At 66.4% G+C, this 16,116-nt stretch carries 15 protein-coding genes; 11 read left to right on the top strand and 4 right to left on the bottom strand.

Features of this window, described 5'->3' with window-relative positions:
* The first annotated feature begins 31 nt into the window (after window positions 1-31).
* Together LCI23_RS09260 and LCI23_RS09255 are read left to right on the top strand one after the other, a co-directional pair.
* Window positions 32-1,855, top strand: coding sequence for a M2 family metallopeptidase (locus LCI23_RS09260; RefSeq protein WP_224946173.1), 1,824 nt, complete (start codon window positions 32-34; stop codon window positions 1,853-1,855).
* A gap of 331 nt (window positions 1,856-2,186) precedes the next feature.
* Window positions 2,187-2,600, top strand: a complete 414-nt coding sequence (locus LCI23_RS09255) for a hypothetical protein (RefSeq protein ID WP_224946172.1) — start codon at window positions 2,187-2,189, stop codon at window positions 2,598-2,600.
* Window positions 2,601-2,700: 100 nt separating this feature from the next.
* Here the strand turns inward: LCI23_RS09255 and LCI23_RS09250 are convergent, their stop codons facing one another.
* Entirely contained in the window at window positions 2,701-3,642 is a 942-nt protein-coding gene (locus LCI23_RS09250) for a hydrogen peroxide-inducible genes activator (protein ID WP_224946171.1), read from the bottom strand.
* A 185-nt stretch (window positions 3,643-3,827) separates the two neighbouring features.
* Here LCI23_RS09250 and LCI23_RS09245 point away from each other — a divergent pair, with 185 nt between their 5' ends.
* The 5 genes from LCI23_RS09245 (at window position 3,828) to LCI23_RS09225 (ending at window position 8,497) form a co-directional block, all read left to right on the top strand.
* Window positions 3,828-5,009 (top strand): PilT/PilU family type 4a pilus ATPase, encoded by a 1,182-nt coding sequence (locus LCI23_RS09245; protein WP_224946170.1) that lies wholly within the window; start codon window positions 3,828-3,830, stop codon window positions 5,007-5,009.
* Window positions 5,010-5,030: 21 nt separating this feature from the next.
* Complete coding sequence (locus LCI23_RS09240) at window positions 5,031-5,504, top strand: adenylyltransferase/cytidyltransferase family protein (RefSeq protein ID WP_224946169.1); 474 nt, start codon at window positions 5,031-5,033, stop codon at window positions 5,502-5,504.
* A gap of 28 nt (window positions 5,505-5,532) precedes the next feature.
* Window positions 5,533-6,393, top strand: coding sequence for a metallophosphoesterase (locus LCI23_RS09235; protein WP_224946168.1), 861 nt, complete (start codon window positions 5,533-5,535; stop codon window positions 6,391-6,393).
* Between the two features lie 75 nt (window positions 6,394-6,468).
* Window positions 6,469-7,131, top strand: coding sequence for a response regulator transcription factor (locus tag LCI23_RS09230; protein ID WP_224946167.1), 663 nt, complete (start codon window positions 6,469-6,471; stop codon window positions 7,129-7,131).
* Complete coding sequence (locus tag LCI23_RS09225; protein ID WP_224946166.1) at window positions 7,124-8,497, top strand: ATP-binding protein; 1,374 nt, start codon at window positions 7,124-7,126, stop codon at window positions 8,495-8,497. Before LCI23_RS09230 ends, LCI23_RS09225 begins: the two co-directional genes overlap by 8 nt.
* 162 nt (window positions 8,498-8,659) lie before the next feature.
* Here LCI23_RS09225 and LCI23_RS09220 read toward each other — a convergent pair whose 3' ends face one another.
* Window positions 8,660-9,712, bottom strand: a complete 1,053-nt coding sequence (locus LCI23_RS09220; RefSeq protein WP_224946165.1) for a S41 family peptidase — start codon at window positions 9,710-9,712, stop codon at window positions 8,660-8,662.
* On the opposite strand from LCI23_RS09220, the gene LCI23_RS09215 reads away from it, so the two are divergent.
* The 4 genes from LCI23_RS09215 (at window position 9,711) to LCI23_RS09195 (ending at window position 13,946) form a co-directional block, all read left to right on the top strand.
* A complete protein-coding gene (locus LCI23_RS09215) occupies window positions 9,711-9,908 on the top strand; it encodes a hypothetical protein (RefSeq protein ID WP_224946164.1) in 198 nt (65 codons plus the stop codon). The genes LCI23_RS09220 and LCI23_RS09215 overlap by 2 nt on opposite strands.
* A gap of 119 nt (window positions 9,909-10,027) precedes the next feature.
* Window positions 10,028-10,438: a YgiW/YdeI family stress tolerance OB fold protein gene (locus LCI23_RS09210; protein WP_224946163.1), complete on the top strand. Its 411-nt coding sequence runs from the start codon at window positions 10,028-10,030 to the stop codon at window positions 10,436-10,438.
* Window positions 10,439-10,507: 69 nt separating this feature from the next.
* Window positions 10,508-12,625, top strand: a complete 2,118-nt coding sequence (locus LCI23_RS20625) for a prolyl oligopeptidase family serine peptidase (RefSeq protein WP_307727718.1) — start codon at window positions 10,508-10,510, stop codon at window positions 12,623-12,625.
* Between the two features lie 358 nt (window positions 12,626-12,983).
* Window positions 12,984-13,946, top strand: coding sequence for a fasciclin domain-containing protein (locus LCI23_RS09195; RefSeq protein ID WP_224946162.1), 963 nt, complete (start codon window positions 12,984-12,986; stop codon window positions 13,944-13,946).
* A 69-nt stretch (window positions 13,947-14,015) separates the two neighbouring features.
* On the opposite strand, the gene LCI23_RS09190 is transcribed toward LCI23_RS09195, so the two are convergent.
* Window positions 14,016-14,717 (bottom strand): TrkA family potassium uptake protein, encoded by a 702-nt coding sequence (locus tag LCI23_RS09190; RefSeq protein ID WP_224946161.1) that lies wholly within the window; start codon window positions 14,715-14,717, stop codon window positions 14,016-14,018.
* Window positions 14,707-16,035, bottom strand: a complete 1,329-nt coding sequence (locus LCI23_RS09185) for a TrkH family potassium uptake protein (protein WP_224946160.1) — start codon at window positions 16,033-16,035, stop codon at window positions 14,707-14,709. The genes LCI23_RS09190 and LCI23_RS09185 overlap by 11 nt, the downstream gene beginning before the upstream one ends.
* Window positions 16,036-16,116: the final 81 nt, after the last annotated feature.

The following is a 16,116-nucleotide window of genomic DNA, read 5'->3' as shown; positions in this document are numbered from 1 at the left end:
CAAAGCCGGCCCGTATAACAAGGAGACAAGTTTGAAATTGCCACGCCTATCCCGTCCCGCCGCGCTGTTCGCGCTGACCGCCATTGCCGCTGCCACCAACGCGCTGGCCGCACCGAAAGCGAAACCGACAGTCGCCGACGCCGAGAAGTTCATATCGGCCACTGAAGCGCGCTTCGCGAACGAATACGAGAACATCGTTCGTGCCCAATGGATCGGCGCCAATTTCATCACCGACGACACGGAAGCAATCGCAGCCTATTTCGGCGAAAAGGCCTTGAACTCGCAGGGCGAAGCGGCCCTGGCAGCACGCCGGTACAACGGCCTCAAGCTCAAGGACGACGCGGCGCGCAAGCTCAAGCTGCTGCAGCTAACGCTGATGCTGTCGGATCCGAAAGAGCGCGCCGACTACGCGAGCAAGCAGGCGACCCTGTCCGGCGCCTACGGCAAGGCCAAGTACTGCCCGAGCGGCGCGCAGGACAGCTGCCTCGCACTGGGCGAGCTGGAAAAGATCCTCGCCACGAGCCGTGATCCGGTCAAGCTCCTGGACGCCTGGACAGGCTGGCACCAGCAGGCCCGTGGCTACAAGCAGAGGTATGTCGACTACGTGACGCTGTCCAACAAGGGCGCGCGAGAAATGGGATTCGCCGACACGGGCGCCCTGTGGCGCTCGCAGTACGACATGAAGCCCGAGCAATTCGCCGCCGAGATGGAGCGCATGTGGCAGCAGGTCAAGCCGCTGTATGAATCGCTGCATACCTACACCCGCCTCAAGTTGCGCCAGAACTACGGCGCGGCTGTGGTGCCGGCCAGCGGTCCGGTACCGGCCCATCTGTTCGGCAATATGTGGAGCCAGGACTGGCAGCACATCTATCCGCTGCTCAAGCCGGCGACCGGCGCCAGCGGCTTCGACCTGAGCCGCGTGCTGGTCGAGCGCAACACCTCGGCGAAGGAAATGACGCAGTACGCCGAGCGTTTCTACACCTCGCTCGGCATGCCGAAGCTGCCGGCAACCTTCTGGACGCGCTCCCTGCTGACCAAGCCGGCCGACCGCGAGGTGGTGTGCCATGCATCGGCCTGGAGCCTGGACCGCCTGGACGACGTGCGCATCAAAATGTGCATCAGGCCGACCGCCGAAGACTTCAAGGTCATCCACCACGAGCTGGGTCACACCTACTACCAGCTGGCCTACAAGCAGCAGCCGATCCTGTTCCAAAACGGCGCCAACGATGGGTTCCACGAAGCCATTGGTGACACGGTCGCGCTGTCGATGACGCCAAGCTACTACCGGCAGCTGGGCTTCATGGACAAGGCACCGGAGCCGAATGCCGACATCGGTGAACTGCTGCAGGTGGCCCTGTCCAAGGTGGCCTTCCTGCCGTTTGCCTACTCGGTCGACAAATGGCGCTGGGATGTGTATGCGGGCAAGGTCAAGCCTGAAGACTACGACAAGACCTGGTGGCAGCTGCGCGAGCAGTACATGGGCGTGAGCCGCCCGGCGCCGATGACCGCGGGCGGTTTCGATGCCGGCGCAAAGTACCATGTGGCGGCCGACGTACCGTACGCACGCTATTTCCTGGCCCACCTCCTGCAGTTCCAGCTGCACCGTTCGCTGTGCGCGGAGGCTGGCTACAAGGGACCCCTGCATCAATGCTCGATCTATGGCAGCCAGAAGGCGGGCGCCAAGCTGCAGGCCCTGCTGGAAATGGGAGCGAGCAAGCCCTGGCAGGAAGCACTGAAGGCGGCCACGGGCGAAGACAGGATCGACGGTTCCGCGTTGCTGGAGTATTTTGCACCGTTGAAAACCTGGCTGGACGAGCAGAACAGGCAGCTGGCCTCTGTCGAGGTCAAGAAGTAAGACTGTCAAACCGATGAACCCCTAGAGGTAGCTGGGCGCAAGCACTCGCCCAGCTGCTGCTGTCTCATTTGGCGCGAATTGGTCGCTTTGACACTGATTGTTCGGGCGCAGCAGGCGCTTGGCAACGGCTGCTGCCGGCCAAGCGTTGGCCTCGTAAGCCCGAACTCAAATTCAAGGAGGCGGAACGGAGAGCGCATTTGGGGGTTGAATGCGTTGTTTTCGGTATTACTCGACGTGCTGACCTCGGCCGTTCCAGCAAACAAGTCGACTGTGAATTATGAGGCAATCAAACGCGACAAACTGGAACGCTCTGCTGTTGGCAAGTTTCGCGATGGCAGTCGTTGCCTGCTCGAACGACTCTGAAGTTGGGCACGCGATTGGTAAACTGGTACGCGCGCGCCATGTGACGGAACTGCGTCTCGCCGACGCTACCAAATTCGATTGGGAACAGGTGTATATTTTTGCCCCCTACACGCCGCGCACGGCTGTTTGCGACACCTTGGGCATCCAGGTAAAGTACTGTGCGCGCTTTATTCCTTTTGAGTCGACAGACGACGGCGAAATGTCCTTGGCTTTCGTGACACGCGGTCGTCTGGTTCACTATGCGCGGCACAGCCGATTCAACGGAGACTTCATGCCTGTGCTGGCCAAACAGCCACTGTTGCGCACGAATGCGGTATTCCAGGTAGTACCCGATGGCACGGCAAGTGACGGAAGGACCTGGTTCAAGCTCGTAGCGAAATAGCGCATTCAACCATAATGCTTGTTGCGGGTGCGTATGGCCGCCGTCCGCACGCGCATCTGTCGGCGCAACCACGAGAAGTCTTTCCGGGACGTTCCACCCTTCAGGCTGCCGCCTCCAGCGTCACCATCTCCACCCCCGGCAGCCGGCATTCGCCCACCGCCTGCGCCACCGCGTCGATCGCCGCGCGGCGAGTAAAACTCTTGCGCCAGACGATCACCACCCGGCGCGAGGGCGCCGGCGCGGCGAACGGGACGTAGGTCAGCAGGCCATTGGGGTCGTGCATGTCGGCCACCGAGGCGCGTGGCAGCACGGTCAGGCCGATGCCGCTGGCCACCATGTGGCGGATGGTCTCGAGCGAGGAGCCCTCGAAGGTGCGCTGCATGCCGTTGCCGGGGGAAGAGTAGCGCGCCATCTCCGGGCACACTTCCAGCACCTGGTCGCGGAAGCAGTGGCCGGCGCCCAGCAGCAGCATGGTTTCCAGCTTCAGGTCGTCGGCCGGGATTTCCCTGCGCCCGGCCCAGGGGTGCGAGCGTGGCATGGCCACCACGAAGGGTTCGTCGTACAGGGTCTGGGTCGACATGCCGTGTTCCGGCAGCGGTAGCGCCACGATGGCGGCGTCGAGTTCGCCCTGGCGCAGAAGTTCCAGCAGTTTATGGGTGTAGTTCTCCTGCAGCACCAGCGGCATCTGCGGCACCGTGTCGATCAGGCGCTTCACCAGCGGAGGAAGAAGATAAGGACCAATCGTGTAGATCACGCCGAGCCTCAGGGGGCCGGCGAGCGGGTCCTTGTTCTGCTTGGCCAGTTCCTTGATGGCGGCGGTCTGCTCCAGCACCCGCTCGGCCTGGGCCACGATCTGCGCGCCCAGCGGGGTCACGGAGACTTCCGATCCGCCCCGCTCGAACAGGGTGACCCCGAGCTCGTCCTCGAGCTTCCGGATCGCGACGGAAAGGGTAGGCTGGGCAACGAAGCACGCTTCCGCCGCATGCCCGAAGTGCCTGGCGCGCGCGACGGCGACGATGTATTTCAGCTCGGTCAGTGTCATAGGGTCTCTAGTACAGGATGCACGGCTGTTCTACCGCCATCCTGACACATTGTTGGCTTTTCGTCAGCCAGGATTTGTCTTGCCATGCCAGATTGCGGGTGTCACGATCAGCCTGGCGGTTAGCCCGAATGTTAGCCTATATAATTGCCATGCAGGATTTTCGCCTGCGTCCTTGCGAGGTAGCCATGTCGTCCACCTTCGGTCCGGAGCAAGCCCAGGCCTATATTCACAAGTTATTGACGGTCATGCACCAGCAGGGCGGCTCCGACCTGTTCATTTCCAGCGATTTCCCGCCCAGCATGAAGCACCAGGGGGCCATGAAGCCCCTGAGTCAGCAGCGCCTGAGCGGAGACGTCACGCGCGCCCTGGCCCTGTCCCTGATGAACGAGCGCCAGCGTCTTGAATTCGAGGCCGAGATGGAGTGCAACTTCGCGATCTCGCTGCCCGGCGTGTGCCGCTTCCGCGTCAACGTCTTCGTGCAGCAGCAGAGCGTGGGCATGGTGGTGCGTACCATCGCCTCCGAGATCCCGAACTTCGACAAGCTCGACCTGCCCGAGGTGCTGAAGGACGTGGTGATGACCAAGCGCGGCCTGGTGCTGGTGGTCGGCGGCACCGGTTCCGGCAAGTCCACCACGCTGGCGGCCATGATCGACTACCGCAACAGCCACTCGCACGGCCACATCATCACGGTCGAAGACCCGGTCGAGTACGTCCACAAGAACAAGAACTGCCTGGTCACGCACCGCGAGGTCGGGGTCGACACCCATTCCTGGCACAACGCCCTGAAGAACACGCTGCGCCAGGCGCCGGACGTGATCCTGATCGGCGAGATCCGCGACACCGAAACCATGGAACACGCGATCGCCTTCGCCGAGACCGGCCACCTGTGCCTGGGCACCCTTCACGCCAACAATGCCAACCAGACCCTGGACCGCATCATCAACTTCTTCCCCGAAGAACGGCGCAACCAGCTGCTGATGGACCTGTCGTCGAACCTGCGCGCGGTGGTCTCGCAGCGCCTGGTGCGCCTCGAGGACGGCAAGGGCCGCAAGGCGGCCATCGAGATCCTGTTGAACACCCCGACCATCGGCGAGATGATCCTGAAAGGGAACTTCCAGAACATCAAGGAGATCATGCACAAGTCGCGCGAACTCGGCATGTGCACCTTCGACCAGGCCCTGTACGAACTGTATAACCGGGGCCATATCGGCTACGACGAAGCGATCCGCAATGCCGATTCGGCCAACGGCCTGCGCCTGCAGATCAAGCTCTCCGGCGAGCGCGGAGGGCCGGACGGCGCGGGCCAGGCGCCCGCGCTGTCGATGGCGATCGAAGAAGAAGCGCAGGACGACAGCCCTGCCACCTGAACCAGCTATTTACATACCAATATGCCCGCATTCGAAGAGAAGATCTGCACCCGCGCCGAACTGGCCGCGCGCATCGCCCAGCTGCCCAAGCCCGTGGTCCTGACCAACGGGGTGTTCGACATCCTGCACCGCGGCCACGTAACCTACCTGGCGCAGGCGCGCGAACTGGGCGCCTCGCTGGTGGTGGCGGCCAATACCGACGCTTCCGTCAAGCGCCTCGGCAAGGGCGACGAGCGTCCGCTCAATACCCTGGCCGACCGGATGGCGGTGCTGGCCGCGCTGGAGTCGGTCAGCCTGGTGGTGGATTTCGACGAGGACACCGCCCTCGACGTGGTGCTCGAAAGCCGTCCGGAAATCTACGCCAAGGGCGGCGACTACGACATGGCCCGCATCCCGGAAGGGCAGGCGGTGTTGGCCTATGGCGGGCGGGCGGTCGCGATCGACTTCCAGCACGACCGCTCGACCAGCAAGCTGGTGGCCCGAATCCGCGGCTAGGGCATCCCGGCCAACACAGGAGAACGGCATGCTGATCGCACAAGTCACCGACCTGCACCTGCATGCCGATCCGGGCCATCCGAACCTGGCGCGCTTCATCCGCGTGCTCGCGCACCTGCGCGCCATGCATCCGCCCCCGGACCTCTTGGTGCTGAGCGGCGACCTGGCCGACGACGGAGACATCGACAGCTACCGCCAGCTCGCGCAGGCGCTGGCGGCCTGGCCGGGGCCGGTGCGCTTTGCGCTCGGCAACCACGACCGCCGCGCGCCTTTCCGCGCCGTGTTCGGCGACAGCCATTTCACGGAAGGCTACGTACAGGGCGTCGCCGATGCGGGCGGACTACGCGTGCTGCTGCTCGACAGCGTCGAGGAAGGACGCCATGGCGGCGCCTTCTGCGCCGAGCGCGCCGCGTGGCTGCGGCGGACGCTGGCGGCCGGGGATGCGGGGCCGGCGCTGGTCGTCCTGCACCATCCGCCGGTCGATGTCGGCCTGCCCTGGATCGATCCGGGGCCGGGCCAGCCCTGGATAGGCCGCCTCGACGCGGCCCTGCAGGAGGGCCGCGTGGCCGGCATCTGCAGCGGCCACGTCCACCTGGGGGGCGTGTTCCCCTGGCGCGGGCGGCTGGTCGTGACCTGTCCCTCGTCGTCCTCCGACCTGAGCCTGTCGTTCGCGCCGATGGCGGCCGCGCACCCGGATGGGCGGGCGCTGGTGGAGCAGGGCGAGCCGGCCTTCGCCCTGCACCGCTGGCAGGACGGTGGCCTGGCCACGGTGTTCGGCCGCGTGCCCCAGCGCGTGCTGGCGCACTGGGATGCGCGCACCCGCCAGATGGTGGCCGACATGCTGGGTGAAGCGGACGACAAGAGTGATACCGGGCCGGCGCGCGCCTGACGCGCGGCGCGGCCATGTGGCGCGGCCCTGCCCATCCATGGCATGATGGCGCATCCCGCTTGCTGAGGAATCCGGATGCGCATCCTGCTGGCCGAAGACGACGCCTCGCTCGGCGACACCATCCAGTCCTGGCTGCGCCTGGACGGCCACGCGGTGGACTGGGTAAGGCGCGGCGACGCCGCGCGCAGCGCGCTGGCCACCCACCACTACGACTGCGTGCTGCTCGACCGCGGCCTGCCGGGCGTGTCCGGCGACGCGCTGCTGGCCGGCCTACGCGCCAGTGGCAACAGGGTGCCGGTGCTGATGATCACCGCCTTCGACGCGCTGGCCGACCGGGTCGGGGGCCTGGACCTGGGCGCCGACGACTACCTGGTCAAGCCCTTCGAGCTGGAAGAGATGTCGGCCCGGATCCGCGCCGCCGTGCGGCGCGGCGCCAGCCAGGCCAGCAACCGGCTTGCGCACGGCGGCATCGCGCTCGACCTCGAGACACGCCAGGCAAGCCTGGACGGCCAGCCGGTGGCGCTCACCGCGCGCGAGTACCACGTGCTGCTGGCCCTCCTGCAGCGCCGCAGGAGCATCGTGACCCGCGCCCAGATCGAGGAGAGCCTGTACGGCTGGGGCGAGGAGGTCGAGAGCAATGCCATCGAGGTCTACATCCACAACCTGCGCAAGAAATTCGGCAGCGACAGCATCGTCACCGTGCGCGGTCTCGGCTACCGCCTGAAGCCGGATGCCTAGCGCGGTCTGGTCGCTGCGGCGGCGCCTGCTGGCCGCGATCCTGGGCGCCAGCGCCGTGCTGTGGCTGGCCAGCCTGGGCACGCTCACCGCGATCGCCTGGCAGGAGACCGGCGAGGTGTTCGACGATGCGCTCGAAGAGTCGGCCTACATGCTGCTGGCGGCCGGCGGCGAGCTCGATGCGCGCGGCCTGCTGGCGCCGCTGCCGCCGCCCGCGCAGGACAGGGTGCGCCGGGTCGACATGCAGTACCAGCTGGTGGAGGCGGGCCGGGTGGTCCAGCGCAGCGCGGATGCGCCGGCGCGGCCCTTCGTGGCCGGCTTCGGCGACGACCACGGTTTCGCCGACCTGCGCCTGGACGGCGAGCGCTGGCGCGTGTTCGTGGTGCGCGACGCGGCGCGCGGCTTCGAGGTGCAGGTGGGCCAGCGCGCCGCCAAGCGCCTCGACATCCTGGAAGAACTGGCCGAGGCCCTGTGGCTGCCGGCGCTCGGCTTCCTGCTGCTGCTGGCGCTGGTGTGCTGGTGGCTCACCGGGCGCGTGCTGGCGCCGCTGCGCCGCACCGCCGCCGCGCTCGCGGCCCAGACCCCAAACGACCTGGCTCCGGTGGCCACCGATGGCCAGCCGCGCGAACTGCTGCCCATCGTCGGCGCCCTGAACGGCGTGCTGGCACGCCTGGACGCCGCGCTGCAGGCCGAGCGGCGCTTCACGGCCGATGCCGCCCACGAGCTGCGCACGCCGCTGGCCGGCCTGCACATGCACGTGCAGCTGCTGCAGCGCCAGCACCCGGCGCTGGCGGCATCCTTCGGCAGGTTGCGCCAGGACGTCGGGCGCCTGGCGGCGCTGGTCGACAGCCTGCTGACCCTGGCCCGGCTCGACCCGCTGGCCCGGGCCCAGCTGGCCAGCGGCGAGCTCGCCCTGGCGCCGCTGTTTGCCGAGTTGGCCGCGGAATTCGCCGACGAGGCGGCGCGGCGCGGCATCGTGCTCGATGTCGCCCTCGCGCCGCAGGGCGCGCCCGCCACGGTGCGCGGCGATGCCCAGATGCTGGGCATCGCGCTGCGCAACCTGGTCGGCAATGCGCTGCGCTACTGCCCGGCGGGGAGCCGGGTCGAACTGCGCGCCGGCACGCGGGCGGACAAGGCGTGGATCAGCGTATGCGACGACGGGCCGGGCGTGGATGCGGCCAGCATGTCGCGCCTGACGGAACGCTTCTTTCGCGTACTGGGGCAGGAAGAGGGCGGCAGCGGGCTCGGCCTGTCGATCGTGCGCCGCATCGCCGAGCTGCACGGCATCGCGCTGCGTTTCGGTCCGGGCCTGGACGGACGCGGGCTGGGCGTGACGCTCGATTGGCCAGCCGCGCCCTGGAGCGCCTGACGAAACTTCTCGACCTGCCTCCAACAGGTAAGCGTACAGGTTAGCGAAAGGAATGCCTGGTGAATATCGGCCCGGCCTTTCCCGCGACGCTGCACCGAGCCTGCGAAAGCCGTCCCGGAGGTCGTCATTCGTGACAGCGTCGGGAAGGGAAAGACCGACCGATTACCGCTCCCCCCTGAGGGTATAGACTGGCTTTTCGGTCTCTCCTTTCTCCACCATGGTGAGAAGGCGTTGCAGTTCCGTACGCTCGCTATCGTGTTTTGCGGATAAGACCAGGTTGCGCAGGATGGCGACATGTGCCGTCTGCAGGGCCTGTGCCGCAGGCACGGCGATGTCCGGTTTCACGCCGACGTGTTCCCAGTTGGTTTTGGTGATGAAGTTGGTCGTGCGCGAGGTCGGAATCGCGACAGCAATATCGTTCCCTACGCTGTACCAGCCAACGGGATTCGAACCTCCGCCAGTGGTTTCGCCAATCAGCGTCCCGCGCTTCTGCACCTGCATGCCATACGCAAAATCCTCTCCACCGGAAAACGTGCGCGCCGAGGTCAACACGTACACTGGCTTGTCGTAACGCTGTGCGACCGTCGGCACCGTCCAGTACTGCTGCGTCGTATTTTCCGGGCGGTTATACATGTCGATCAGGTGTCGCTCGTCGCCAAGCGGAAAGAAATGACTGATCAGATAGGCCACGCTGGCCGGGCTCCCGCCACCGTTGCGGCGCAGGTCGATGATCAGCGCGTCCGTCCCGGTCATGAGCTGCATCGCTGACGTATACGCCTGGGCGACAAACGCGGGTGCTCCGAAGGCGCGCAGCTCAATGTAGTCAATGTTCCCGGGCAGGCGTTCGATTTTCTGGATGTCGTAACCCCGCCGTGCCGTCCGGTCGCGCCGTTCTTCCATCTCGGCGCGGCTGGGCGGTTCGGAGGTACTGCTAAATTCACGAAAACCTTCGATCACTCGGGCGCCGAAATGCTTGTCGCCGCTGAATTCGCGCAAATCCTTCGCCAAGGCCTCACTCAGCGCTTGCGCGCTGGCGCAAGACGCATAGCCTCCCTTGGCATGTTTGCTTGCGATCGCTCGGCCGACTCGTTCAGCCACGTTGGGCTCGATGTAGTTCTCGCTAATTTTCGCTACCAACGTCTGCACAATCGCAGCGCGATCGGTTCCTTTCAGCGGGGCGACCTCGGCCGAGACGGCGGGAATCGACAACAGCATGCTCACCACCAAACCTACAACAAACTTTTTTCCACCCAACATACATCCGCTCCTGGTTGATGACGAATCCGATCTTGCCTCGATCTATTACAGTGCTGCCGCCATGGCGGGCATACAGGTGTGGCTGGCGCGTCGCACACTGCCATCGCGCAAGCGCGGCTGGCCGAGAGCGGACGTTCAGAATGGCTCAGTGTAAGGTGTTGCCTTCCAGGCAAGCAAGTGGTTTTGCCAGGCGCTCTTAAGATCGGTTTAATGTGCGGCCGGATAATCCCTTGTGTCGCGGCGCACGCCGCTCATCACATTCAAGGAGCGCACATGAAACGCATTTTCCAGGCTTCCCTCGTCACTGCCGTCCTGGCCGCATCGGCCTTCGCCATCGCCCAGCCGACCGGCTATGCCGGTCCCTCGGCCAAGCCGGCACCTGGCGCGGGGCGCTATGCCGGCCCGTCCAGCGTGCCGCTGGTGACGGTCAAGCACCTGCTCGACAAGGGCAAGGACGACCAGGTCGCGCGCCTGCAGGGCAAGCTGGTCAGCCACAAGGGCGGCGAGGACTACGAGTTCGCCGACGCCAGCGGCAAGATCACGGTGGAGATCGACGCCAGGCACTTCCCGGCCGGGGTCACGGTCGACCACAACACCGTGGTGGAACTGACGGGCGAGTTCGACAAGGAACTCGTGGGTGAACCGGGCTTCGAGGTCGAGCAGCTGAAGGTGGTCGGCAAGTAAGGCAAAAAACCGCGGCAGGGCATGGGATCCGTGGCAATATTGCAAGACAATAACTCGGAGGAGAATCCCATGCCTGTCCTGTTGCGCCTGTTCGGCGCCGCCACGCTGGCGCTGGCTGCCGGCGCCGCCATCGCCGGCCCGCCGGTCGCCCGCGTCGAGCCGGTGACCGACACCCACTTCGGCGAGAAAGTGGTGGACCGCTACCGCTGGATGGAAAACGACAAGGATCCGGACTGGCTGCCTTTCCTGAAGAACCAGAACGCCCACACCCGCTCGGTGCTCGACGCCCTGCCGCAGCGCGCCGGACTGCTGGCGCGCATCCAGCAGCTGTCGGGCGACGTCACCGCGGTGAGCCGCATCGAACGCGCCGGCGGCAAGACCTTCTACCAGCAGCGCCCGGCCGGCAGCAACAATTTCAAACTGTTCGTGCAGGACCAGGGCAAGACCCGCCTGCTGGTCGACCCGACCACCCTGGACAGCGCCACCAGCCACTATTCGCTGGACTGGTGGAGCGCCTCGCCGGACGGCAGCAAGCTGGCCTACGGCCTGTCGAAGGATGGCAGCGAGGATTCGGTGCTGCACATCATGGACGTGGCCAGCGGCGCCATCCTGCCCGAGCGCATCGCCAACACCCAGAACGCCAGCCCGAGCTGGCTGGCGGACAGTTCCGGGTTCTTCTACAACCAGCTCACCGGCAAGGTCAACACGCCGGAACGCTTCCTCGATGCGCGGGCCCGTTTCCACCGCATCGGCGACGACCCTTCCAAAGACCGCGTCATCATGGCGCGCGGCCAGGACCGGGCCGTCAAGTATGACAAGATCCAGATGCCCTTCGTGTTCGCCACGCCCCATTCGCGCCATGCGCTGCTGATGCTGGGCGACGTGCGCCAGGAATACCGGATCCTGGTCGCGCCGCTGCAGGACGTGCTCAAGGGCAGGGCGCGCTGGACCGCGGTGGCCGACTTCGCCGACGAAGTGACGGGCGCCGAGCTGCAGGGCGACGAGCTGTACCTGCTGTCGAACCGCGGCCATCCGCGCGGGCGCATCGTCAAGGTCAGTGCCCAGTCGCCGTCCGTGAGGAATGCGCGCGAGGTGGTGGCCGAATCCGGCCTGGTGCTGCAGAGCATGGCGCGGGCCCGCGACGGCCTTTACCTGCGCGCCATGGATGGCGGCATCGGCCGCGTGCTGCGCCTGGAGGCGAATGGCAAGCTGACCCGCATCGCCTTGCCGTTCGATGGCACGGTGCCGGCGCTGGCGACCGATCCGGAGGCGCCGGGCGCCCTGATGCTGCTGTCCGGCTGGCTGACCCCGACCGCGGTCTGGAGCATCGATGCCGGCGGCAGGGTCGCCGACACCGGCCTGACGCCGAAGCCGGCGATCGATACCAGCCCCTACACCACCGAGCGCCGCTTCGCCGTGGCCAGGGATGGCACGAAGATTCCGTACAGCCTGGTCTATAAAAAGGGACTGAAGAAGGATGGCCGCAACCCGGCCTTCATCTCGGCCTACGGCAGCTACGGCGCCGCGGCCTATACCCCGGCCTTCGTCGGGCGTTCGCTGGCCCTGATCGACCAGGGCGCCATCGTCGGCTTCGCCAATGTGCGCGGCGGCGGCGAATACGGCCGCGACTGGCACCGCGCCGGCCAGCTGGAAAACAAGCCGAACACCTGGCGCGACCTGATCGCCGTGGTCGAGGACATGCACAGGCAGGGCTACAGCGCCCCGGCCCATACCGCCATCGGCGGACGCTCGGCGGGCGGGATCCCGACCGGCATGGCGCTGGCCGAGCGCCCGGACCTGTTCGCGGCCGTGGTATCGGGCGTGGGCTGGCACAATCCGCTGCGCTACGTGGCGGAGCAGAACAGCTTTGCCGAGGAACCGGAATGGGGGGCGATCCGCGACCAGGCCGGCTTCAGGGCCTTGAAAAGCATCGACAGCTACCAGGCGGTGAAGGACGGCGGCAAGTATCCGGCCGTGCTGCTTACCACCGGCGTGACCGATCCGCGGGTGGCGCCCTTCCACCCGGCCAAGATGGCGGCGCGCCTGCAGGCGGCCAGCGCCAGCGGCAAGCCGGTGCTGCTGCGGGTCGATTTCGACGCCGGCCACGGCATGGGCTCGACCCGCGCCCAGCAGGACCAGGAGGCGGCCGATACCTATGCCTTCATCCTGGGGCAGACCCGGCCGTAGGGTAGACGGCTCCACCTGGCGGCCTGCGCGTGTCCGGGTCGCCTGCGCTTGACCGCGTGGGCGGCGCGGGTGGCCGGGCGGCTCGCCCTGCAAAGGTGGAGCCACCCACCCTACGCTTGACCGCGCCCGTCTAATGTCCCTTCCCTGACCCGGTTTTCCACCGGGGCGCCATTCGTGCGCCCCGGCCGCGCATTTATAGTCGATCACGTTGGAATTGTTGCCGTCATGGCGGTTTTCCCTGCCAGCACCGGCACCCGTTTTCCTTGAGCGCTCCTGCAGCATTGAACCGGCCAAAGCGGTTCATTATCTTCGCTTGCGCGCGCCGTGAACCGATGTTAAACCGATGCGGAGAACTTTCATGAAGATCCGGAATTTCCTGAAAATGGGCCTGGCGGTGCTGGCCCTGTCCACCACCCTGGCCGGCTGTGGCGGCGACGATGACGACGACATGCCGCCGATGGCGGCGCAGAAGAACCTGGCCGAAGTCGCCAGCGAGCAGGGCTTTACTGCGCTGCAGGCGGCGGTGACCAAGGCCGGCATCGCCGGCACGCTCACCGATCCGAACGCCCAGCTGACCGTGTTCGCGCCGACCAACCAGGCCTTCAACGACCTGGCCACGCGGCTCGGCTTCGCCGACGCCAACGCGATGGTGACGGCGCTGCCGGCCAGCGCGCTGCAGAGCATCCTCACCTACCACGTGGTGAGCGGGCGCAAGCTGGCGGCCGACCTGAGCACGGGCGGCGCCACGCAGCCCACCGCCTACAGCTTCGCGGGCGCGCCGGCGCGCCTGAACTTCGACTTCAGCAGCGGCGTGAAGATCACCGACGCCGCCCTCACCACCGCCACCGTGAGCACCGCCAACGTCGCCGCCAGCAATGGCGTGATCCACGTGGTCGACAAGGTGCTGGTGCCGCCCGGCGTGCTGAACGTGGTGCAGATGGCGCAGGCCAATCCGCAGTTCAGCTCGCTGGTGAGCGCGGTGGTTGCCGCCAACCTGCAGGGCACGCTGAGCGGCGCCGGGCCGTTCACGGTGTTCGCGCCGACCAATGCCGCCTTTGCCGCGGCCCCGCAGGGCCTCACCCCGGCCCAGCTGCGCACCGTGCTGACCTACCACGTGGTGAGCGGCCAGGTGCTGTCGACCCAGATCCCGTTCGGCAGCCCGGTGGCGACCGTGGCCGGCCAGAACATCGTGATCAATGCCGGCACCCCGCCGACCATCCGCGACACCACCGCGATCGCGGCCCGCATCACGGCCGTTGACGTACGCGCCAGCAATGGCGTGATCCACGTGGTCGACAAGGTCCTGATCCCGGCGCTGTAAGACAGGAGATACGAAGACGGCCAGGCACGCGCGGGCGTGCCTGGCCGCTTTTTTTGCGCTCAGTTGCGCTTATTTGCGCTTGCGCCCGCCCGAGGCGAACAGCTCGATTTTCTTGGTGGGACCGGAGACGATCAGCAGGTCGGCCGGCAGGATATGGGTTTCCGGCTGGGCATGCTGGAAATCCTGGTTGGCGCGCTTCACGCCCACCACCGTCACCCCGTGGCGCGAGCGCACCTGCGAGTCGGCCAGGGCCTGGTGATGGGTTTCGGCCGGGGCGTGGATCTTGGCGATCGCAAAGCCATCCTCGAACTCGATGAAGTCCATCATGCGTCCCGTGATCAGGTGCGCCACCCGTGCACCCATATCAGCTTCCGGGAAGATCACGTGGTGGGCGCCGATGCGCTGGGCGATCTGGCCGTGTTCCGGTGTCTGCGCCTTGACCCAGATGTCCTTGATGCCGAGCTCGGTCAACACCATCAGGGTCATCAGGCTGGCGGCGAGGTCGGAACCGATCGCCACGATGGCATGGGAAAAGTCGGCCACGCCCAGCTGCAGCATCACACTCTCGTTGGTCGAATCGGCCTGCACCGCATGGGTCAGACGGTCGCCAAAGAACTGCACCAGGTCTTCGCGCTGGTCGATGCCCATGACGTCGTGCCCGAGGCGGATCAGGGATTGCGCGACCGAGCCGCCAAAGCGTCCCAGTCCAATGACGACGACGCTGTCGCTCGCCGAAAAGGCAAACTGCTCTGTAAAAATCCTACCCAACAATTGGATGCTCCTCAGGATAGCGGTAAGGCATGCGCCGCTCGCCCAGGACGAGCGAGGTTGCGAACGTGATGAGGCCGACGCGGCCGATGAACATGAGCATGACCAGCAGTAGCTGCCCGCCCACCGGCAGGCTGGCCGTAATGCCGGTCGATAGCCCGGTACTGCTGAAGGCCGAGATGACTTCGAAGATGACCTGGTCGGTCGGCAGCCGGGTCATGCGCAGCAGGATCACGGTGGACAGCGCCACGATGATACTTCCCAGTACCAGGACCGTGATGGCCTGTCGCTGCGCCGACGCGCCGACGCGCCGTCCGAATGCCTCGGTATCGCTGTGGCCGCGCGCTTCGGCCAGCACCAGCAGGAGCAGGACGCCGACAGTCGCTACCTTGACGCCCCCGGCCGTACCGGCGCTGCCGCCGCCGATGAACATCAGGAGGTAATGGACGGCCCAGGATTCCTGCGTCAGCGCGCCGATGTCCAGTGCATTGAAGCCGGCGGTGCGCGCCGAGACCGACATGAACAGGCCGTTCAGCAGCTTGTCCGCGAGTGGCATTGGACCCAGCGTGCGCGGATTGTTCCATTCGAGCAGGGACAGGGCGGCAAAGCCACCCGCCACCAGCAGCAGCGTCCCGGTCAGGGTCAGCTTGGTGTGCAGGGACCAGTGGCGCGGGTCGCGCAGGCGCAGGCGCAGGTCGTGCAATACCGGGAAACCGATGCCCCCGACGACGATGGCGCACATGACCGGCGCCAGGATCAGCGCATCGCCGGCGTAGCGCGTCAGGCCGTCCGCGTGGATCGAGAAGCCGGCATTGTTGAACGCCGAGGCCGCGTGAAAAAGGCCGCTCCAGGCGGCGTCGCGCCAGTCGACGCCATGACCGAGGCGCAGCCTGAGCGTCAGGACGATGAACAGGACCAGCTGGGACAGCGCCGTCACGACGAACACGACCTTGGCGACGCTCGAGACGTCGCCCAGTCCGATGGTATGCGTCTCGGTCTGGGTCATCAGGCGGGTACGCAGCCGCGGCGAACGGTTGACCATCAGTCCAAGCAGGGTGGCGGCTGTCATCAGGCCGAATCCGCCCAACTGGAATAGCAGCATGATCGTAACCTGCCCGAAGGAGGACCAGTAGGTGCCTGTATCCACCACGGCCAGGCCGGTCACGCAGACCGCGGAGACCGCGGTGAACAGGGCCACGCTCCACGGCGCGGCTGCGCCCGACGCCTGCGCTGCAGGCAGCATCAGCAGCAGGGTGCCGCTCAGGATCGCCGCCAGGAAAGCGAGCACGACGGCCCGGGCGGGATGGAGGACCGCTTTCATGCGCCGGTCGGATGGCTGGCTTGCATCATTCGAGTGTCAATAGGGAGTTCGGCTGGGGATTATACGCATCCCTGCCGGGCC

It is taken from the genome of Massilia sp. MS-15 (assembly GCF_020176695.1).
Lineage (GTDB): Bacteria > Pseudomonadota > Gammaproteobacteria > Burkholderiales > Burkholderiaceae_D > Telluria > Telluria hydrophila.
The sequence above is the reverse complement of the archived record's forward strand: the minus strand, read 5'-3'. Positions and strand labels throughout refer to the sequence as shown.

Excerpts from the sequence above, each read along its gene's own strand:
- LCI23_RS09255 (WP_224946172.1), top strand. The coding sequence starts at position 2,187 with ATGGCAGTCGTTGCCTGCTCGAACGACTCTGAAGTTGGGCACGCGATT.
- LCI23_RS09250 (WP_224946171.1), bottom strand. The coding sequence starts at position 3,642 with ATGACACTGACCGAGCTGAAATACATCGTCGCCGTCGCGCGCGCCAGG.
- LCI23_RS09245 (WP_224946170.1), top strand. The coding sequence starts at position 3,828 with ATGTCGTCCACCTTCGGTCCGGAGCAAGCCCAGGCCTATATTCACAAG.
- LCI23_RS09240 (WP_224946169.1), top strand. The coding sequence starts at position 5,031 with ATGCCCGCATTCGAAGAGAAGATCTGCACCCGCGCCGAACTGGCCGCG.
- LCI23_RS09235 (WP_224946168.1), top strand. The coding sequence starts at position 5,533 with ATGCTGATCGCACAAGTCACCGACCTGCACCTGCATGCCGATCCGGGC.
- LCI23_RS09230 (WP_224946167.1), top strand. The coding sequence starts at position 6,469 with ATGCGCATCCTGCTGGCCGAAGACGACGCCTCGCTCGGCGACACCATC.
- LCI23_RS09225 (WP_224946166.1), top strand. The coding sequence starts at position 7,124 with ATGCCTAGCGCGGTCTGGTCGCTGCGGCGGCGCCTGCTGGCCGCGATC.
- LCI23_RS09215 (WP_224946164.1), top strand. The coding sequence starts at position 9,711 with ATGCTCACCACCAAACCTACAACAAACTTTTTTCCACCCAACATACAT.
- LCI23_RS09220 (WP_224946165.1), bottom strand. The coding sequence starts at position 9,712 with ATGCTGTTGTCGATTCCCGCCGTCTCGGCCGAGGTCGCCCCGCTGAAA.
- LCI23_RS09210 (WP_224946163.1), top strand. The coding sequence starts at position 10,028 with ATGAAACGCATTTTCCAGGCTTCCCTCGTCACTGCCGTCCTGGCCGCA.
- LCI23_RS20625 (WP_307727718.1), top strand. The coding sequence starts at position 10,508 with ATGCCTGTCCTGTTGCGCCTGTTCGGCGCCGCCACGCTGGCGCTGGCT.
- LCI23_RS09195 (WP_224946162.1), top strand. The coding sequence starts at position 12,984 with ATGAAGATCCGGAATTTCCTGAAAATGGGCCTGGCGGTGCTGGCCCTG.
- LCI23_RS09185 (WP_224946160.1), bottom strand. The coding sequence starts at position 16,035 with ATGAAAGCGGTCCTCCATCCCGCCCGGGCCGTCGTGCTCGCTTTCCTG.